Annotated in this window: 19 protein-coding genes; 8 read left to right on the top strand and 11 right to left on the bottom strand. The window is 72.3% G+C overall.

Annotation, left to right across the window (positions count from 1 at the left end; translation table 11 throughout):
- Nucleotides 1-98 precede the first annotated feature (98 nt).
- The gene (gene dapE, locus ABD346_RS26120; protein ID WP_344378177.1) at nt 99-1,178 is read right to left on the bottom strand and encodes a succinyl-diaminopimelate desuccinylase; all 1,080 of its coding nucleotides are present in this window, start codon (nt 1,176-1,178) and stop codon (nt 99-101) included.
- A gap of 49 nt (nt 1,179-1,227) precedes the next feature.
- Between dapE and ABD346_RS26115 the strand changes: the two genes are divergently transcribed.
- Both ABD346_RS26115 and ABD346_RS26110 read left to right on the top strand, forming a co-directional pair.
- The gene (locus tag ABD346_RS26115; protein ID WP_344378428.1) at nt 1,228-2,205 is read left to right on the top strand and encodes a VldE C-terminal domain-containing protein; all 978 of its coding nucleotides are present in this window, start codon (nt 1,228-1,230) and stop codon (nt 2,203-2,205) included.
- Between the two features lie 301 nt (nt 2,206-2,506).
- Nucleotides 2,507-2,962 carry an ATP-binding protein gene (locus ABD346_RS26110; RefSeq protein WP_344378176.1) on the top strand — a complete coding sequence of 152 codons (456 nt, stop codon included), beginning with the start codon at nt 2,507-2,509 and terminating at the stop codon, nt 2,960-2,962.
- 77 nt (nt 2,963-3,039) lie between these two features.
- On the opposite strand, the gene dapC is transcribed toward ABD346_RS26110, so the two are convergent.
- Both dapC and fdxA read right to left on the bottom strand, forming a co-directional pair.
- Nucleotides 3,040-4,137, bottom strand: coding sequence for a succinyldiaminopimelate transaminase (gene dapC / locus ABD346_RS26105; protein ID WP_344378174.1), 1,098 nt, complete (start codon nt 4,135-4,137; stop codon nt 3,040-3,042).
- A gap of 105 nt (nt 4,138-4,242) precedes the next feature.
- Nucleotides 4,243-4,563 (bottom strand): ferredoxin, encoded by a 321-nt coding sequence (fdxA, locus tag ABD346_RS26100; RefSeq protein WP_018845645.1) that lies wholly within the window; start codon nt 4,561-4,563, stop codon nt 4,243-4,245.
- A 141-nt stretch (nt 4,564-4,704) separates the two neighbouring features.
- On the opposite strand from fdxA, the gene ABD346_RS26095 reads away from it, so the two are divergent.
- The 5 genes from ABD346_RS26095 to ABD346_RS26075 all read left to right on the top strand — a co-directional run bounded on the left by ABD346_RS26095 (nt 4,705) and on the right by ABD346_RS26075 (nt 8,603).
- The gene (locus ABD346_RS26095) at nt 4,705-5,700 is read left to right on the top strand and encodes a GNAT family N-acetyltransferase (RefSeq protein WP_344378172.1); all 996 of its coding nucleotides are present in this window, start codon (nt 4,705-4,707) and stop codon (nt 5,698-5,700) included.
- A 17-nt stretch (nt 5,701-5,717) separates the two neighbouring features.
- Nucleotides 5,718-6,548 (top strand): transglutaminase family protein, encoded by an 831-nt coding sequence (locus ABD346_RS26090; protein WP_344378170.1) that lies wholly within the window; start codon nt 5,718-5,720, stop codon nt 6,546-6,548.
- A gap of 163 nt (nt 6,549-6,711) precedes the next feature.
- Entirely contained in the window at nt 6,712-7,362 is a 651-nt protein-coding gene (locus ABD346_RS26085) for a C39 family peptidase (RefSeq protein ID WP_344378169.1), read from the top strand.
- Between the two features lie 157 nt (nt 7,363-7,519).
- On the top strand, nt 7,520-8,008 hold the full coding sequence (locus ABD346_RS26080) for a hypothetical protein (RefSeq protein WP_344378167.1): 489 nt from the start codon (nt 7,520-7,522) through the stop codon (nt 8,006-8,008).
- Between the two features lie 94 nt (nt 8,009-8,102).
- The gene (locus ABD346_RS26075; RefSeq protein ID WP_344378166.1) at nt 8,103-8,603 is read left to right on the top strand and encodes a hypothetical protein; all 501 of its coding nucleotides are present in this window, start codon (nt 8,103-8,105) and stop codon (nt 8,601-8,603) included.
- A 9-nt stretch (nt 8,604-8,612) separates the two neighbouring features.
- On the opposite strand, the gene ABD346_RS26070 is transcribed toward ABD346_RS26075, so the two are convergent.
- The 8 genes from ABD346_RS26070 to ABD346_RS26035 form a co-directional block, all read right to left on the bottom strand.
- Entirely contained in the window at nt 8,613-9,218 is a 606-nt protein-coding gene (locus tag ABD346_RS26070) for a response regulator (protein ID WP_381227671.1), read from the bottom strand.
- Entirely contained in the window at nt 9,215-10,342 is a 1,128-nt protein-coding gene (locus tag ABD346_RS26065; protein ID WP_344378425.1) for a sensor histidine kinase, read from the bottom strand. Before ABD346_RS26065 ends, ABD346_RS26070 begins: the two co-directional genes overlap by 4 nt.
- A 68-nt stretch (nt 10,343-10,410) precedes the next feature.
- Nucleotides 10,411-11,151, bottom strand: coding sequence for an ABC transporter permease (locus ABD346_RS26060; protein WP_344378165.1), 741 nt, complete (start codon nt 11,149-11,151; stop codon nt 10,411-10,413).
- Nucleotides 11,148-12,083, bottom strand: coding sequence for an ABC transporter ATP-binding protein (locus ABD346_RS26055; RefSeq protein ID WP_344378164.1), 936 nt, complete (start codon nt 12,081-12,083; stop codon nt 11,148-11,150). The genes ABD346_RS26060 and ABD346_RS26055 overlap by 4 nt, the downstream gene beginning before the upstream one ends.
- A gap of 219 nt (nt 12,084-12,302) precedes the next feature.
- A complete protein-coding gene (locus tag ABD346_RS26050; RefSeq protein WP_344378162.1) occupies nt 12,303-14,396 on the bottom strand; it encodes a peptidoglycan binding domain-containing protein in 2,094 nt (697 codons plus the stop codon).
- Between the two features lie 168 nt (nt 14,397-14,564).
- Entirely contained in the window at nt 14,565-14,954 is a 390-nt protein-coding gene (locus ABD346_RS26045; RefSeq protein WP_344378161.1) for a DUF6113 family protein, read from the bottom strand.
- A 14-nt stretch (nt 14,955-14,968) separates the two neighbouring features.
- A complete protein-coding gene (mshB, locus tag ABD346_RS26040; protein WP_344378159.1) occupies nt 14,969-15,856 on the bottom strand; it encodes an N-acetyl-1-D-myo-inositol-2-amino-2-deoxy-alpha-D-glucopyranoside deacetylase in 888 nt (295 codons plus the stop codon).
- Nucleotides 15,857-15,928: 72 nt separating this feature from the next.
- Nucleotides 15,929-16,123, bottom strand: a complete 195-nt coding sequence (locus ABD346_RS26035) for a DUF2304 family protein (protein WP_053729969.1) — start codon at nt 16,121-16,123, stop codon at nt 15,929-15,931.
- 191 nt (nt 16,124-16,314) lie between these two features.
- Between ABD346_RS26035 and ABD346_RS26030 the strand changes: the two genes are divergently transcribed.
- Nucleotides 16,315-18,480 carry a S9 family peptidase gene (locus ABD346_RS26030; RefSeq protein WP_344378157.1) on the top strand — a complete coding sequence of 722 codons (2,166 nt, stop codon included), beginning with the start codon at nt 16,315-16,317 and terminating at the stop codon, nt 18,478-18,480.
- Nucleotides 18,481-18,583: the final 103 nt, after the last annotated feature.

Raw genomic sequence — 18,583 nt, 5'->3', positions numbered from 1 at the left:
GCCTTGAAAGACTTGAACGAAGGGCTCGCCCGCACGGAGCAAGCCCCTCAGGGCGTCATCGCGCCCTCACAAGAAGGCTCGGCGAGTCGGCAGGAGGCTCAGTCGGTCAGCCAGGCGTACAGCCGCTGCTCGCACCGCGTGATCCGGTCCACGACGACGTGTTCGTTGCGCTTGTGGGCCAGGAGCGCATCGCCGGGACCGTAGTTGACGGCGGGCACACCGAGGTCGCCGAAGCGCGAGACGTCGGTCCAGCCGAACTTGGGCCGTGCGGTGCCGCCGACCGCCGCCATGAAGGCGGCCGCCGCCGGGTGCGAGAGCCCGGGCAGCGCGGCCCCCGAGTGGTCGTCGACGACGAACTCGGCGATGTCGCAGTCGGCGAAGACCTCGCGGACGTGGGCGACGGCCTGCTCACCCGTGATGTCGGGCGCGTAACGGTAGTTGACGACGACCGTGCACTCGTCCGGGATCACGTTGCCGGCGACGCCGCCCTCGACGCGTACGGCGTTGAGGCCCTCGTGGTACTCCAGGCCGTCGATCACCGGGCGGCGCGGCTCGTATGCGGCCAGCTTCGCGAGGATGGGAGCCGCCTTGTGGATGGCGTTGGAGCCCATCCAGCTGCGCGCGGAGTGGGCGCGCTCGCCGCGGGTCTTCAGCAGGACCCGCAGCGTGCCCTGGCAGCCGCCCTCGACCTCGGTGTCGGAGGGTTCGAGCAGCACCGCGAAGTCGCCCGCCAGCCACTCGGGGTGGGCCTCGGCGACCCTGCCGAGGCCGTTGAGGTGGGCCGCGACCTCTTCGTTGTCGTAGAACACGAAGGTCAGGTCCCGGTTGGGCTCGGCCACCGTCTGCGCGATGCGCAGCTGGACCGCCACGCCCGACTTCATGTCGCTCGTCCCGCAGCCCCACAGCACACCGTCCTCGTCGAGGCGGGAGGGCACGTTGTCGGCGATCGGCACGGTGTCGATGTGCCCGGCCAGGATGATCCGCTCGGCCCGGCCCAGGTTCGTGCGCGCCACGATGTTGTTGCCGTGCCGGTCGACGGTGAGGTGCGCCAGCTTGCGCAGCTCGCGCTCGATGGCGTCCGCGAGGGGCTTCTCCTCGCCGCTCACGGAGGCGAAGTCGACGAGCTGGGCGGTCAGCGTGGGCGCGTCCGCGGTGAGATCCAGGGTGGTATCGGCCATGGATCCGACCCTAGCTCCCCCGCTGAGGCTCCCTTCGCGCTCCAGTACGGTGGGCACCGTGTCCGAGCCCATCGACCTCCCGCGCCCCTCCCGACGCGGCCGCCTCCTGCGTATCGGAGCGGCCCTCGTGGTCCTGCTCGCGATCGCCGGATATCTGGTGGTGCAGTACGTGAGCGGGGGTCCGGGCGCGCCCAGATGCGTGGCGGGTACGGGCGACGGGCAGGGAGCCACGTTCGAGATGAGCCCCGAGCAGGCGGAGAACGCGGCGACGATCTCGGCCGTCGGCATCTCGCGCGGGATGCCGGAGCGGGCGGTGACGATCGCGCTCGCCACCGCGATGCAGGAGTCGGGCCTGCGCAATCTGAACCACGGCGACCGGGACTCGCTCGGCCTGTTCCAGCAGCGGCCCTCGCAGGGCTGGGGCAACGCCGAACAGATCATGGATCCGGTCTACTCGGCCGGGAAGTTCTACAAGCACCTCGCCGAGGTCCCCGGATACTCGCGGCTGCCGCTGACCGTGGCCGCGCAGAAGGTGCAGCGCAGCGCCTACCCGCAGGCCTACGCGAAGCACGAGCCGGACGCGGCGGTCCTCACGGCCGCGCTGACCGGCCGCGAGTCCGCCTCGCTGACCTGCACGGTCGCCAAGAACGCGCGTCCGGGCGACCCCGCACAGGTGCGTGCCGGGCTGACGAAGGCGTTCGGTGAGGGAACGGTTCCGGACGGGCAGCCGGCCGGCGCGGGCCGCGACGTCACGGTGCCGGTGCGGGCCACCGAGGGCACGGCCGCGGCGGGCGCCGGCCGGGAGCAGCGCGGCTGGGCGCTGGCGCACTGGGCGGTCGCCCAGGCCTCCTCGCTGCACATCGCGCAGGTCTCCTACGCGGGCCGCACCTGGAGCGCGGACGACTCGGCGGACGGCTGGTCCAAGGCCCCGGCCTCCGCGACGGTCCCCGCCTCGACCGGGCAGGGCTCCGCCGCCGGTCCCTCGGGCGACGGTACGCAAGAGGTACGAATCACCCTCGCACCGTAACCGGCCGTCCGTTCGGCAAGGCACTCGACCGAAGTACCCCTTCATTCCGGGCGTGAGGTTTCGCACCCGCGTCCGGACATCGCTCCGAAGAATCGTCAATTCCCTTGAAAATAAAGGGACCTGACGGATCATCATGGACATGAGCGGTGATTCATTTGCCCGTTTTTATCCGGAGTAGATAATGCGACGCATTACGAACTCTTTACCCGGGGTCACCGCAACCTCTCCTCCCCTCACGGCGGTTGTCACTGCGTCCGAACGCCGGACAGTCACACATTTCCAACCCGTCTGAAGGAGCATCATGTCCCTCCCCCTGACCCGTCGGATCGCCCGCGCCGCGCTGCTCATCGCGGCAGGTGCAGCGCCCGTGGTCGGTGCGGCCGGCTCCGCAAGCGCCGTGGAACTTCCCCAGGCCGCGCCCAACCTCGGCGGCCTGACCCAGATGGACCCCAGCTCCGTCAGCAACACCGTCGACGGGGTGGCCCAGAAGGCCACCGGCCTGGCCGGCGACACCGGCGCCGCCACCGTCAAGAAGGCCGTGCCGATGGCGGGCAAGACGGTCGGACAGGCGGGCAAGGTGGCCACCCCGGCCGCGCAGAAGGCGGCCGGTGACGCGGCGGGCAGCGCGGGCGAGATCCTCGGCTCGGCCGCCCAGACCGCCACCCAGGGCGGCCTGCCCACCCCCCAGGGCGTGCCCACCCCGGGCCTGCCGGGCGCCGAGCAGCTCCCGCTGAAGGGCCTGCCGATCGGCGGCTGAGCAGCAGCGTCAGGTGATGCGAAGGGGCCCGGGGAGTGCAGACTCCCCGGGCCCCTTCGTGTGCGTACGCCGGAGGGCTACTGCCCGAGCCGCTTCACGGCCGCCTCGACGCGCTCGTCGGTCGCCGTGAACGCGACCCGCACGAACCGCTCGCCCGCCTCGCCGTAGAAGTCGCCGGGGGCCACCAGGATGCCGAGCTCGGCGAGGTGGGCCACCGTCTCCCAGCAGCCCTCGTCGCGGGTCGCCCACAGGTACAGGCTGGCCTCGCTGTGCTCGATGCGGAAGCCGTGCTTGACCAGGGCCTCGCGCAGCGCCGCCCGCCGCGCCGCGTACCGTGCCCGCTGCTCCTGTACGTGCGCGTCGTCGCCCAGGGCCGCGACGGTGGCCGCCTGCACGGGCGCGGCGGTCATCATGCCGCCGTGCTTGCGGATCTGGAGCAGCTCGCCGAGGACGGCCGCGTCACCGGCGATGAAGGCGGCCCGGTAGCCGGCCAGGTTGGAGCGCTTGGACAGCGAGTGGACGGCCACGACGCCGTCGTGGCTGCCGCCGCACACGTCCGGGTGCAGCACCGAGACGGGCTCGGCCTCCCAGCCCAGCTCCAGGTAGCACTCGTCCGAGAAGATCAGCACGCCGTGCTCGCGGGCCCACGCCACGATGCGCACGAGCTCGTCCTTGGCGAGGACCCGGCCGGTCGGGTTGGACGGCGAGTTGAGCCAGAGCAGCTTCAGGTGGGTCGGGTCGAGCTCGGTCGGGTCGTCGTAGACGACCGGCTCCGCGCCGCACAGGCGCGCGCCGACCTCGTACGTCGGGTACGCGAGCCGCGGGTAGGCCACCTGGTCGCCGGCGCCGAGGCCGAGCTGGGTGGGCAGCCAGGCCACCAGTTCCTTGGAGCCGACCACCGGAAGGATGTTGGTGTGCTCGACGGAGCGCGCGCCGAGGCGCTTCTCCAGCCAGCCCTTGATCGCGTCCCGCAGCGCGGGCGTGCCCCACACCGTCGGATAGCCCGGCGAGTTCGCGGCCCCGGTCAGGGCCTGCTGCACGAGCTCGGGGACCGGGTCGACGGGCGTGCCGACGGAGAGGTCCACGATGCCGTCCGGGTGGGCCGCGGCCGTCGCCTTGTACGGCTCCAGCTTGTCCCAGGGGAAGACGGGAAGGCGCGAGGAGACTGCGCTCACGAAAGGGGCTCACTTTCTCGTACGTACGGTGCTGCGGGCGGCCGGGCCGGGAAACACCGCGGCCCCGCACGGCAGCTGAGCCGTACGGGGACCGGGGAAGCGCGATCAGCCGTTCTGCGGCGGCAGCGCTGCGATGAAGGGGTGGTCCCGCTCGATCAGGCCGAGCTTGGAGGCGCCACCGGGCGAGCCGAGCTCGTCGAAGAACTCGACGTTCGCCTTGTAGTAGTCCTTCCACTCGTCCGGGGTGTCGTCCTCGTAGAAGATCGCCTCGACCGGGCACACCGGCTCGCAGGCGCCACAGTCGACGCATTCATCCGGGTGGATGTACAAGGACCGGGAGCCCTCGTAGATGCAGTCGACCGGGCACTCTTCGATACACGCCTTGTCCTTGACGTCGACACAAGGCTGCGCGATGACGTAGGTCACGCTGTCGTTCCTCCTCGATAGGGCGCGGCGGGCCGATCTGCGGCTCCGTCCACGTGGCGCGCGGGAGCGCGGCGTCGTCGATGCCCACACCTAGTATCTCCGGTTCGGGGCACGATCCGAACAGGAGGGGCGGAGAGACCTGTGGAATTCACCACCGGCGGACGGCTTGAGGTCCGAATTACGGCCGCCGATACGGGCAAACGCGTATCAGTCCGGCGCCTGGACCCCAGCGGAACTCCAGGCTCACTGTTCGCGGACACCGTCGGCGTACTCACATCATGGGACAACGGTGTGTTGTCGATCACACGAAAGAGCGGTGAGACGGTGCGCATCGAGGAGTCCACGCTGGTCGCGGGCAAGGTCGTGCCCGCGGCTCCGGCCCGTCGCCGCGGTCCGGCCGCCTCCTTCGAGGAGCTCGCGCCGGTCCTGGCGCGCGCCTGGCAGCCGGTGGAGAGCGAGCGGCTCGGCGGCTGGACGCTGCGGGCCGCGGCCGGCTTCACCCGCCGGGCGAACTCGGTCCTGCCGCTCGGCGACCCGGGCCTCCCGCTGCCGGACGCCCTCGACCACGTACGCACCTGGTACGCGGCCCGCGGTCTTCCCGCCTACATCCAGACCGCGACGGGCGCCGCGGGCACCCAGGAGCGGCTCTGCGCGGATCTTGAACAGGCCGGCTGGGAGCGGGAGGTGAGCGCCGAGGTGCGGATCGCGGCACTCGCGCCGATCGGCGACCTGGCCGCGGACGTGTCCCGGGTGCGCCTGGAGCGCACGGTCGACGAGGCGTGGCTGAGCCGCTACCAGCGGTCGGTGACCCCGGGCGAGCACGTTCTGACGGTACTGAACAGCGGCCCCTCGGTGTGGTTCGCCTCGGTCCCCGGCGACGGGGCGGCGCCCGCGGCGATCGGGCGCTGCGTGGTCGACGGACGCTGGGCCGGCTTCATGGCCGTCGAGGTGGACCCGGCGCTGCGCCGCCGGGGCCTCGCGACGGCCGTCATGACCGCGCTGGCCCGCCGTGCCCTGGACGAGGGCGCGTCGGCCGCCTGGCTCCAGGTGGAGGCCGACAACGACGCCGCCCGCGCGCTCTACGAGGGCCAGGGCTTCGCGACGCACCACAGCTACCACCACTTCCGATCTCGCTGACCGGGTACGAGGCTGACATGAATCCGGAAGTCACCGACTGGCGGCGGGAGTTCGCCGAGGAGGCCCGCTCGGAGCGCCCCGACGTGGTGACGCTCTGCCTCCTGCTCGGCGCGGTCGCCGACCCCGCGCTCGGCCAACGGGGCATCGACGCCGCCCACATCGAGCTGGACCGGCTCGCCGGGCTGCTCCCGTACGGGCTCACCGGCGCCCGCCCCTGGGCTCTCGCGGCGGCCGAACTCCTCGGCGCCACCTGCGGCTTCCACGGCAGCCCGCCCGACTACCAGCGCCTGGAGTCGTCCCTGCTGCACGAGGTGCTGCGGCGCCGGCGGGGCCTGCCCATCCTGCTCTCGGTGGTCTGGATCGAGGTGGCCCGGCGGGCCGGGGCGCCGGTGTACGGGGTGGCGCTGCCCGGCCACTTCGTGGTGGGCTTCGGGCCGCCCCGGGACCGGGTCCTGGCCGACCCGTTCGACGCGGGCCGCCTCCTGACCGGCGCGGACGCGGAGCTCCTGGTGGCCGGGGCGACCGGCGCGCCTCTGCAGGAATCCATGCTGAGCCCGGCCGCGCCGCTGGATGTCATCCTGCGCATCCTGAACAACATCCGCGCATGGGCCGCGGCGCGCCCGGAGCGCAGCGACGTCGCCCTGTGGGCGGTGGAGCTCTCCCTGCTGCTCCCCTCCCACCCGGCCCGCCTGCGCTTCGAGCGCGCCCAGCTTCTGGTGCAGCGGGGCGACTTCCTGGCAGGGGCGGCCGAGCTCGACCGGTACGCGGACGTGGTGGAGCCGGTGGAGCCGACCACCGCGGAATCGGTTCGCCGCCGGGCTCGGGCGGCCCGGGCCATGCTCAATTAGCTCCGCCGAGGGGTGGGGTTTGTTCGGGCGCCGGCCCGCCCCCACTGTGGCTGGTCGCGCAGTTCCCCGCGCCCCTAGCGGTATCGCCCCGGCCGGCACGGAGACCCTCCGGGGGGTGGAAGGGGCAGGGTGGGTAAGAAGCCGCCCCGCCTAAAGTCCCCCCATGAGCGACCACCACCCCCGCGCCGTCCACCCCGTCCCCTACCACGCCCAATGGGCCTCCCCCGAGCTCGTGGAGGGGATCGTCGCGGGGGACCTCGACGCCGCCCAGGATCCGTTGTGGCGGAAGTACGGGGCCCGGACTCCGGAGGAGTACGCCTGGTGGTCCTGGCGGCTGTGCGGGGTCGCCTGCCTGCGGATGGCACTGGAGTACTGGCAGGGCTCGGCGCCGACGCCGATGGAGCTCGCCGAGGAGTGCCTCGCGGCGGGCGCGTACGTCCGCCGGGGCGACGGCCTTGACGGGCTGATCTACGCCCCGTTCGCCGCGTACGCCCACGAGCGGTGGGGACTGAAGGCGGCCGCCCGGCCGCATCTGCCGATGGCAGAGATCCCTCGACTCAGCGCATCCGGGCACCTGTTGATGCTCTCCGTCCACCCCTCGATCCGCGAACTCGCACCGGCCCCGGAGCGCCGGGGCGGCCATCTGGTCCTGGCCGTGGGGGCGACCGAGGACGCCCTCGTCTTTCACAATCCGTCCGGATTCCACAGCCGCCGCTCCCAGGAGTTCGTCCCTGTCCAGTGGGCCGACCTCGAGCGGTTCTACGCGGGGCGGGGTGTCGTCATGGGCCCCGGCACCGGGCGGCCCGGGGCCTGAACCCGCCGACATCCGGCCAATCCCCGCGCCCCGCCGGAAAACCCTGCCGGAACGGCGACCAGCGGTCACAATCTGTTGACGCACCCTCAACCGGGCGTCCCCGACGGCCTGTTGAGGACGGCGCAGCCATGTCACCCCGACCTCGCCAGGAGTCCGCGTGTCACGCCTCAGACCCATAGCCGCCCGCCTCGCCCCCGCCCTGCTCCTCCCCCTCCTCGCCGCCCTCGGCCTCGCCGCGCCGGCCGCCGCCGACCCCGCTCAGGCCGACCTCTCCGTGACCCTGGACGTCTCCCCCAAGGGGCTCGGCATCAACGCGGCCACGTTCACCGCGAACGTCACCAACACCGGGCCCGCGGCCGTCGGCGCCGCCCGGGTGTGGTTCAGCTATCCGGCCGGGTTCACGGCGCCCTCCGCGCCCGGCTGCACGCTCGACAAGACCAACCGGACCGCCGTCTGCGCGCTCGGCGCGATCCCGTCCGGCGCCACCGTCTCGAAGAAGCTGACGCTGCACGCCGGCCTCCTGGCGAGCGGCGACCTCCCGGTCACGGCCGCCCTGGTCGACCTGACCCCCGCCGACCCGGACCCGGGCAACAACTCGGCGGTCCACGTCTGCTCGGCCCTGACCCTGCTCCTGGTCAGCTGCTGAAGCCTCCGGGACCCCCGGGGTCATGGATCACGGGGGTCCCACGGTGCACGATGGGAGCGGCGGATCTTCACCCCCGACGCGGGACGGCTGGCACATGCAGACCAACACGGCCATGGCCGGGCTCCTGGCCCGCACCGATGTCTCCGGGCTCGGCGACGACGACGTCCCGGCGCCCTTCCGCGACGTCGTACGCCGGGGGTGGACGACGGGCCCCAGTGGCGCCCGGCTGCTCACGGCGCTGGCCGACACGACCCACGGGACGTACGTCGACGCCGTACAGGAGGAGTACGCCGTCAACGGGCGCGGGATGATCGACGAGGGCCTGCCCGCATCCGGCCCCGAGCGGGAGTGCGCCCTGCTGCGCAGGTGCCTCGCCTATGCCCGGATCGCCCTGATCGGCGCCCGCGAACAGTTCGGGGACGCGGGCGTGAAGGGGTACGTCTCGCTGTCCACCGGCGGGTTCTACGACGACACCGTCACCGCCTACGTCACCTTCTGCGCCGAGCACCCCGGCCTGGCGCGCTACCTCGGCCCCATCGAGGGCTACGAGGAAGAGGCCGTCGCCGAGCTCGCCCTCGACGACTTCGAGGGCTGAGCCGCCCGGCTACAGCCAGCCCTTCTCGCGCGCGATGCGGACGGCCTCCGCACGGTTGCGGGCCGCCAGTTTCTGGATGGCCATGGAGAGGTAGTTGCGGACGGTGCCCTGCGAGAGGCAGAGGGCGGCGGCGAGTTCGGCGTTGGTCGCGCCGTCCTGCGCGGCCCGCAGCACGTCGCGCTCGCGTTCGGTCAGCGGGTTCGCCCCTTCGGCGAGGGCGGCGGCCGCGAGCGTCGGGTCGATGACCCGCTCGCCGTCGAGCACCTTCCGAACCGCCGTCGCCAGTTGGGCCGCCGGGGCGTCCTTCACGAGGAAGGCGTCCGCGCCCGACTCCATGGCGCTGCGCAGGTAGCCGGGGCGCCCGAAGGTGGTCAGGATGACGATCTTCACGTCCGGCAGCTCGCGGTGCAGCTGCGCCGCCGCCTCGATGCCGGTCATGCCCGGCATCTCGATGTCGAGCAGGGCCACGTCCACCGTGTGCTCGCGGGCCGCCGCGAGCACCTCGTCGCCCCGGGCGGCCTGCGCCACCACCGCCATGTCCGGCTCCAGACCGAGCAGCGCGGCGAGGGCCTCGCGGACCATGGACTGGTCTTCGGCCAGGAGGAGTCGGATCATGATCCGGATACTAGAGGGGTCGTGGACGGGTCCGGAATCAGGGGGATCCGGGCGATCAGCGTGAAGCCCTTGCGGCCGGGTTCCGTCTCCAGGACTCCGGACACCTTCGCCAGGCGTTCCGCGAGGCCGGTCAGGCCGTTGCCCGGGACCGGGGACGCCGAGCCGGGCTTGCCGTCGTCCTGGACGCGCAGTTCGAGGAACCGGCCGTCCAGCGTCTGGCGTTCGCCGATGGTGACCGTGCAGTGCCGGGCGCCGCTGTGGCGTACGACATTGGTGGCGGCCTCGCGGAGCACCCAGGCGAGCACCTCCTCCTCGGCGGCGGGCAGGCCCTCGGGCGCCTTCGTCGGCACGTCCGCCTCGATGCCCGCCGCGCTCAACGCGGTGCGGGCGCCCGCGAGTTCGGCGGGCAGGGTCGCCCTGCGGTACCCGCTCACGGCGGCCCGTACGTCGACGAGGGCCTGCCGGCTCACCTGCTCGATGTCGGCCACCTGCTGGGCCGCCTGGTCGGGGTGGCCGGGCAGCATGCGCCCGGCCAGCTCGCTCTTGAGCGTGATGAGGGACAAGGAGTGGCCGAGCAGGTCGTGCAGATCGCGCGCCATCCTCAACCGCTCCTCGTTCGCGGCCAGTTGGGCGACCGTGGCCCTGGCTTCGCGCAGTTCCACCGACGTACGGATCAGATGGCGTACGCCCGTCATGGCGAAGCCGCCCAGGATCGCGGGGATGACCAGGCCCGGCACGACGTCGCCGACGTGGGTGGCGCGCGTCCCGATCACGGTCATCGTGGCGGTCGTGACCAGGATCGACCAGGTGGCGAGCGTGATCGGCAGCGTCGCCCCGCAGGAGACGGACACGTACACGAAGAGCACGAGCCAGGACGAGCCGAGCGTGAGGGAGAGGACGACCGCCAACGCGGCCAGGAAGCCCAGGAGGCTGTAGACCGTCGCGGAGGCCAGGGGGCGGGCGGTGTGGCGCAGGACCAGGGCCAGGTAGACGGTCACGAAGGCGGCGAGGCCCAGCCAGCCGAGCACGGTCGCCGCGGTGGTGTGGTTGCCGTCGAGCAGGTCGCCGATCGGGGCGCTCATGAAGGCCAGCCAGATGCCGACCCACATCAGCTTCTGCCACATCTGGCGGCGCGTCTCGGGGCTCAGCCCGATCCGCACCGCCGGGTCCTTGTGGCCCTTGTTCAGGGGACTCACGCCTTCAGGGTGTCCTTCCGGTACAGCCATGCCGCGCCGCCCGCGAAGAGCAGGAAGTAGAAGACGAGGATGGCGAGGTCCTTGCCTTGCGGGGCGTTGCCCAGCTCGATGGCCTGTCCAAGGGCAGCGTACGCGTGCGTGGGCAGCCACTCGGCGATGTTCTGCAGCCACTGCGGGAAGACGGTGCTGGGCATCCACAGGCCGCCCAGGATCGACATGCCGAAGTAGATGATCATCGTGATCGGGCGGACCGCGTCACCGCTGGCGATGTAGCCGATGGCCACGCCGAGGGCCGCGAAGCAGAGCGAACCGGCCCAGATGGCGACGGTCAGCGCGCCCCACTGCCAGGCCTCGAAGCGCACGCCCTTGGCGGCGGCCGCGACGAGGAAGACGACCACGATGCAGGGCAGGGTCACCACGGCCGCGCTGGCGATCTTCGCGAGGACGTAGCCGCGGCCCGGCAGGGTGGTCAGGCGCAGCTGGCGCACCCAGCCCTTCTCCCGCTCCTTGGCGATCTTCTCGCTGTTGCCCATGAGGACGGCGGTGATCGCGCCGAAGGAAGCCATCGAGACCATGTACAGGGCCGGGAAGGTGAGGTCGGTGCCCTTGACCTTGTCGGTGCTGTTCTGCGAGGCCGCGAAGAGCAGGTAGAGGGCCGAGGGGTAGATCACCGAGAAGAACATGAACTTCTTGTTCCGCAGGGTGCGGGTGATTTCGAGCTTGATCAGCGTGTTCATCGTGCGTTGGCCTCCTCGGCCGAGGTGATGGCGACGAAGGCCTGCTCCAGGCCGAGGCCCGCGACTTCGAGGTTGCGCGGGTAGAGGCCGAGCCCGTACACCGCGTGCATCGTGGCGTCGGCGTCGTGCGACTGGATGCGGACGGTGCGGCCCGAGATGTCGATGGTGGACAGGAAGGGGAGCCCGCGCAGCGCGGCCTCGTCGATCGTGCCCTCCAGGTCGAAGCTGACCCGGCGGGCGCCGGCCTTGGCCTTGATCTCGGCCGCGGTGCCGTCCGCGAGCAGCTTGCCCTTGTGCAGGACGAGCACCCGGTCGGCGATCGCGTCGGCCTCTTCCAGGTAGTGCGTGGCGAACAGGACCGTACGGCCCTGGGCCGCCTGCTCGCGCATGGTCGCCCAGAACGCCTGGCGGGCGGTGACGTCCATGCCGGTCGTCGGCTCGTCGAGGACGATCAGGTCGTTGGCCCCGGCGGTCGCGAGCGCGAAGCGGACGCGCTGCTCCTGGCCGCCGGAGAGCTTGTTGACCTTGCGATCGGCTATCTGAGTGATCCCGGCGCGGTCCATGACCTCGGCGACCGGGTACGGCTTGGGGTGCAGGTCGCAGCCGAGCTTGACCAGCTCGCGCACGGTCACGTCCTCCATCAGACCGCCGCTCTGCAGCATCGCGCCGACCTTGCCGGCGTTGATGGCCTGCGAGGGCGTCATCCCGAAGAGGCTGACCCGGCCGGAGTCGGGGTTGCGCAGTCCGAGCAGCAGGTCGAGGGTGGAGGACTTGCCGGCTCCGTTGGGGCCGAGCAGGGCGACCGTCTCGCCGGGGTGCAGCCGCAGCGACAGGTCGGCCACGGCACGGACGTCGCCGTAGCTCTTGTTCACGTTCTCGAAGCTCACCACGGACTGTGCGGTCCGCTCGGCGGGAGGTGCTGTCTGCGTCATGGGTCAAGATTCGCCCGGACGCAGGCCACCGCGGCAGTGCCGGGCGTCGTGACTCCCGCATGACGGATGTCATGGGTGCCGGCATGACACCGCCCCCGTACCGCGGGGGTACGGGGGCGTTCGTGCCTCACAAGGGGCGCGGGCAACTGCACGACCTGCCACGGACGGCCCGCACTGGGATCCTCGCACTCCCCGGGGCCGGCCGCATCCTCGGAGCGGCTAGCTCGGGTTGAGATCGATCGTGGCGGTCCGCTCGGCCGCGGTCTTGCCGAGCAGCGCGGTCTTCATCGCGTTGGCCACGTCGTCCGCGGACACCTCGTGCTTCTGACCACCCTGGTTGACCATGATCCCCTTGAACGTGGAGCCCATCAGCTCGGTGATCGCGGCCTTGTCGTAGACCTCCACCAGCTTCCCCCCGTTCGCCTTCATCGAGAGGATCTTGGGGAGCGACTTCGAGGGGCCGAAGGGCAGCGACTTGGCGCCCGCCTTGATCGTGACGATCCCGGACATCGCGGGCTGCGCGAAGTCCTTCATCGCCCGGTCGATCTCGGTCTGGCTGATGGTGGGCTGGCGGACCGCGACCGGCAGCGACACCGGGTCGGCCTTGCCGGTCTGCACCATCGTCCGGTACGCGTCCTTCACCGAGATCATCGAGCGGTTCACGTCGAGCGCCTTGCCCGCCTTGCCCGGCACGGCGACGGCCTTGCCCGGCACGAACTTGATCGTGCCCTCGGTCGACGAGCCCGACGCCCCGGCGAGGTCGGTCAGGGCGACGCCGAGCTTCTCCTCGTCGACCGGGATCACCGGTTCGGCCACCCGTTTGCCGCCGAAGAGTGAGCCGATCACGGACACCGGGTTGTAGTCGGAGCCCGCCGCGGCCCGCACGGTCGCCTGGCTGTCCAGCGAGAGCCCCGCGATCTCGGGCTTGAGCTGCGTCTGCTTGCCGTCGACCGTGAGGTTCAGCGGCTGGTTGGCGCGCTTGCCGAGGGTCTGGTCGAGCTTGGAGACGGCCGCCTCCTTGGTGCCGCCGCCGATGTCGACACCGAGCACCGTGGTGCCCTTGGGGACCTCGGAGTGGTTCAGGACGAGACCGGCGCCGTACGCCACGCCGACCAGGGCGACCAGGCCGCCGCCGAGCAGGGCCAGCTTGGAGCGGCCCTTCTTGGCGGGCGCGGGCGCCGCGGGCTTGGTGGTGCGCTGCGGCGGGGCCGGAGGCTCGGCCTCGTCGAAGTCGGCGGCCGGGGGCGGCGTGAGCTTCGGGCCGCCGGGGCCGGGCGGGAAGGAGCCGCCCCGGTGCTCCGGCGGGACGACCGGGATGCCGCTGGTCAGGGTGTCGCCGGAGACATGGCCGCCGGGCGCGGGCGCCGCCGGGTTGACGGCCGGGCTCGCGAGCGGGTTGCCCACGGTGTGCGTGAGCGGGCTCGGCGCCGGGGCCTGCGGGGTGAGGATCGCCGTGTCGTCGGACAGCACGGGGGCGGGGCTCTGGCCGCCGGGCGCGAAGGGGTGACTGCCGACCGCGCCGCCCATGCCGGGGCCCTGGACCGGGTTCCGGCCGAAGTCCTGGCCGGGCCGTACGCCGTCGCCGAACCCGGTGTCGGGGCCCGGGCCTTCACCGCGGCCCCGGCCCAGCTCGGGCCGCGGGCCCGGGAGTTGACCGGAGTCGACGCCGAAGGCCGGGCCCTCGGGAGTCCGGGAGTTCGGCGCGGCGCCCTGGCCCGTGCCCGCGCGGTTGCCGACGGGTCGCACCGGCAGCGCGGCGTTCCCGGTGACGGGCCCCGTGGTCGGTCCTGACGGCTGGCCGGGGCGCGCCCCGTCCGGGCCGTCCGGGCGGCCGGATCCGTCGGCGCCCGGCGCCCCGGTGCCCGAACCGTCCGAGAAGTACGGAAGGTCGGCCCTGGGTGTGCCGCCCGGCGGGGTCGCCGGAGAGGAGGGCGCCGCCGGGGACTTGCGCGGGGCGAACCAGTTGCTGGTGGGCCGCTCTTCGGCGGCCGGCTCCTCGGCGTCCGGCTCGGGCGACTCGGGCCTCGGCACCGAACCGGTGCGCTCGCTCACGCCTTCCGCGTCCGCCGGCTTGGCGGTGTCGCTCATCGGCGTACGCACCACGACCGGCGGGATGGGCCGCGAGCCCGGGATGTTGATCCGGATCCGCGTCGTCAGCGTGGTCTCGGTCTTCGGCTCGTCCGGCTCGACAGCGGCTTCAGGAGCACCCTGGCCCGCGGACGACGGGGTTCCGTACGGCGGGGTGCCCGAGGGATACCCGGCTGTGCCGCGCCCCTGGGGGCCGGAGGACGGACTGTCAGTTTCACGACTCAAGGCTGGTTCTCTCCCGATCGGCTCCGCCACCCGGTCTCGTTCTTGTGGTGCCTCTGTACGGGCGGCTCGGCGGCGCGCACCACCATACTGGCCGCCGTTGTTCCGAACGGGGCGGCCCGGAGAAGGCGCGCCCCCTCGCCTTCTACTGCGTCGTCGCGACTGCGCACGTCACTTGCCAAGTCGGGCGGCCGGGCCGCCGGGTTGCGCGAATCCGCCGATCGTGGCACAGATCACAGCTGCAACCATCCCGCCGAGCAGGAAGACGTACGACCCGGCTCCGGCGCCGAACACGAAGTCGCCCTCGGGGCGCGAGGCGGTCAGCAGGATGACGGCGACCAGCCAGCCGGCCGCGGGCGCCCCCACTCCGCCCCGGCCGCCCATGAGTTGCGTACCGGACCAGAAGAGGCCGACGGCTCCCGCGAGGGACAGGGCGAGGCCGCCCGGGAACCAGGCCGTCTGCACGAGCGCCCCGGCGACGCCGACGAGCGCGCCGAGCACGACGAGCAGCAGGTACAGCGCGATGCGCGCGGCGCCGCCGCCCGTCCTCGTGTCATCCATGGCGGTACGTTTACTCACTTGCCCACACCTTCAAACAGGTCGTGTTCGCGCTGCCCGGCCGGGACTCCCGGGACGCCCGCCGCCAATTGGTAGTACTCGGTGGTGAAGATCGGCTGGCCCAGGTCGTTGGAGAGCGCGAAGTAGGGCCCCTGGACGGCGATCTGGGTCTCGTGGGCGCGCATCGCGGCGGCCTTGGCGGCGGCGAAGGCGGTGCCGTCGATCTCTGCCGTGATGTCCGGCTCGTCCACGACACCCGGTACGTCGCCGATGGCGGCGATGCCGGGGAAGTCCGCGTTCGCGGCGCGCAGCTCGGCGAAGGCCGCCTCGGCGACCGGACGGGGCACCCGGTTCCAGTAGATCTTCGCGACGGTGTGCGGATCGCCCAGGTCGCGGCGGTAGCCGGACTCGGCCGCGAGTTCGGCGGCGCGCATCGCGACCCGGTGCGCCTGAATGTGGTCGGGGTGCCCGTAGCCGCCGTCGGGGTCGTAGGTGACGAGGACCTGCGGGCGCACGGAGCGGATCACCTCTACGAGGTACGCGGCCGCCTCGTCCACGTCGGTGTTCCAGAACGCGTCGGCGCGGTGGTTCTGCTCGACGCCCATCATTCCGGAGTCGTGGAAGCGGCCCGGGCCGCCGAGGAAGCGGTGGTCGGTGACGCCCAGTTCCTTCATCGCGGCGGCGAGTTCGCCGATCCGGTGGGCGCCGAGGCCGCCCTCCTGGTCGGGCGCGAGATGGGCGAGCTCCGGCGGGATGACCTCGCCCTCCTCACCGAGCGTGCAGGTCACCAGGGTGACGTGCGCGCCTTCGGCTGCGTACTTGGCCATGGTGGCGCCGTTGTTGATCGACTCGTCGTCCGGGTGCGCGTGCACCAGGAGAAGACGGCGGGCGGGGAGTTCCGACATGGGCCCAGCCTACGAGGCCGGGGCCGGGCCGTGCCCCCGCCGCCAGGGTTCAGGACAGGCTGCGGGCGCTCGCTAGAACTTGATCCCCCCGATCATCCCCGCCACGTTGCTGGTCACTTGGCTGATGGTGGGGGCGATGGACGAACTCGCCAGATAGAAGCCGAGCAGCATGCAGACCGCCGCGTGTCCGGCCTTGAGCCCGGATTTCCGGACCAGCAGGAAGACGACGATCGCCAGCAGCACCACCGCCGAAATCGAGAGTGCCACGGCGGTTCACCTCCATCTGTTCCGGTGGTCGGACGGACCCAGCAATGCGCATACAGCCAGCAGGTTCATACCCACTGAGCGCTACGGATCATAACTTTCCGTGGGAACGCATTGATCGGGGCACGGGCGCACATGGGGCGCACGCGGCTCGCACCTGGGCGGGCCGCACCGGGGGCGACTAGGTTCCCCTCATGACGACCACCGCATCCAGGCACCCAGAGGACTCCGGGCAGCTCTCGTTCCCCCGGCACTCAGCACGGACCCAGCGCTTCACGCTCGGTGCGCCCCGCGCCTTCACCGTGTCGCCGGACGGCGAGCGGATCGTCTTCCTGCGCTCGCCGTCCGGCACCGAACGCAGCAACGGGCTCTGGGTACTCGACCTGGTGCGCGGTGGTACGGAGCGGATCGCGGCGGACCCCGGCGCGCTGCTCGGCGGCCGGGGCGAGCGGCTCTCGGCGCAGGAGCGGGCGCGGCGCGAGCGCAGCAGGGAGGGTTCGGCCGGAATCGTCGGGTATGCCACCGACGCGGCCGTCGAACTCGCCGCCTTCGCCCTGTCCGGTCGCCTTTTCACCGCCGAGCTGCGCGCCGGCACCGCCCGCGAACTGCCGGTGCCGGGCCCGGTGCTCGACCCCCGCCCCTCCCCCGACGGTCGCCATGTGGCCTATGTGGCGCGGGGCGCGCTGCGGGTCGCGGGAGCCGAGGGCGAGGGCGACCGGGCACTCGCCGAGCCCGAGTCACCCGAAGTGACGTACGGGCTCGCGGAGTTCATCGCCGCGGAGGAGATGTCCCGCTCGCGCGGCCACTGGTGGAGCCCCGACTCGGACCGGCTCCTGGTCGCCCGCGCGGACGACAGCCCCGTACGGCGCTGGTGGATCGCCGATCCGGCCAACCCCGGCCAGGAGCCCGTACAGGTCGCCTATCCGGCGGCCGGCACGCCCAACGCCGAGGTGCGGCTCTTCCTGTACGCGCTCGACGGCACGCGTACCGAGGTCGTCTGGGACCGGGGCCGCCACCCCTATCTCGCCCGGGTCCACTGGTCCTCGGACGGCGCGCCGCTGCTGCTCGTCCAGTCCCGGGACCAGCGCACCCAGCTCCACCTCGCCGTCGACCCCGCGTCGGGCGCCACGCGCACCGTACATGTCGACGAGGACGCGGACTGGCTCGAACTCCTGCCGGGCGTCCCGGCGTGGGCTCCCGACGGCCGTCTGGTCCGGATCGCCGACGAGGGCGGGGCGCGGGTCCTGGCCGTCGGCGACCGGGCCCTGACCGGAGCGCAGTTGCACGTCAGGGCGGTGCTCGACATCGGCGAGAGCGATGTTCTGATCTCCGCGTCCGCGGGTGCGAAGGCCCGCTCGGCGGCGGCCGGTGCTCCCGAGATCGGCGAGATCCATGTGTACCGGGTCAATGAGCTGGGTACGGAACGCGTCTCGGACGGCGCGGGAGTCCACTCGGCCGTGCGTTCCGGGGCGATCACGGTGCTGAGCTCCGCCCGGCCCGACCGGCCGGGGGCGGATGTCAGGGTGCTGCGGGACGGCAAGGAACTGGCCAAGATCGTCTCGTATGCCGCGACTCCCGGCCTCTCGGTGCGGCTCCGGCTGACCGAAGGGGGCGCACAGCGGATCCCGTGCGCCGTTCTGCTCCCGTCCCACTACCGCGAATCCGACGGGCCGCTGCCCGTACTCATGGATCCGTACGGCGGACCGCACGGACAGCGGGTGGTGGCCGCGCACAATGCGCACCTCGCCTCGCAGTGGTTCGCCGACCAGGGCTTCGCGGTGGTCGTCGCCGACGGCCGCGGCACCCCCGGCCGCTCCCCCGCCTGGGAGAAGGCGGTCAAGAACGACTTCACCCTCGTCCTCGACGACCAGATCGAGGCGCTGCACGGCCTGGCGGGCGCCTACCCCCTGGACCTCGGCCGGGTGGCGATGCGGGGCTGGTCCTTCGGCGGCTATCTGTCCGCGCTCGCCGTCCTGCGGCGGCCCGATGTGTTCCACGCGGGCATCGCGGGGGCGCCGGTGACGGACCTGGAGCTGTACGACACCCACTACACGGAGCGGTACTTGGGGCTCCCGTCCGAGAACCCCGACGTGTACGACTCCAACTCCCTGGTCAGGAACGGCGAGTTGACCAGCCGCCCGAGCCCGGCCCGCCCGCTGATGATCATCCACGGCATGGCGGACGACAACGTGGTGGTGGCCCACTCCCTGCGGCTGTCCTCCGCGCTCCTGGCGGCGGGCCACCCCCATGAGGTGCTCCCGCTCACGGGCGTGACGCACATGACCCCGCAGGAGCAGGTCGCCGAGAACCTGCTGCTGCTCCAAGTCGACTTCCTGCGCCGCTCGTTGGGGCTCCAGTAGACCCGAGAAGCACAAGTGACGGCCGGCCGGGCGGCGGAAAGCCACCCGGCCGGCCACGGCACCCGCACGGCCGTACGGTGCTCACCGTGCCATGTCCGTATAT

This window comes from Streptomyces mauvecolor, from assembly GCF_039532965.1.
Taxonomy (GTDB): domain Bacteria; phylum Actinomycetota; class Actinomycetes; order Streptomycetales; family Streptomycetaceae; genus Streptomyces; species Streptomyces violascens.
This window is presented reverse-complemented; position numbering and strand designations above follow the sequence as displayed.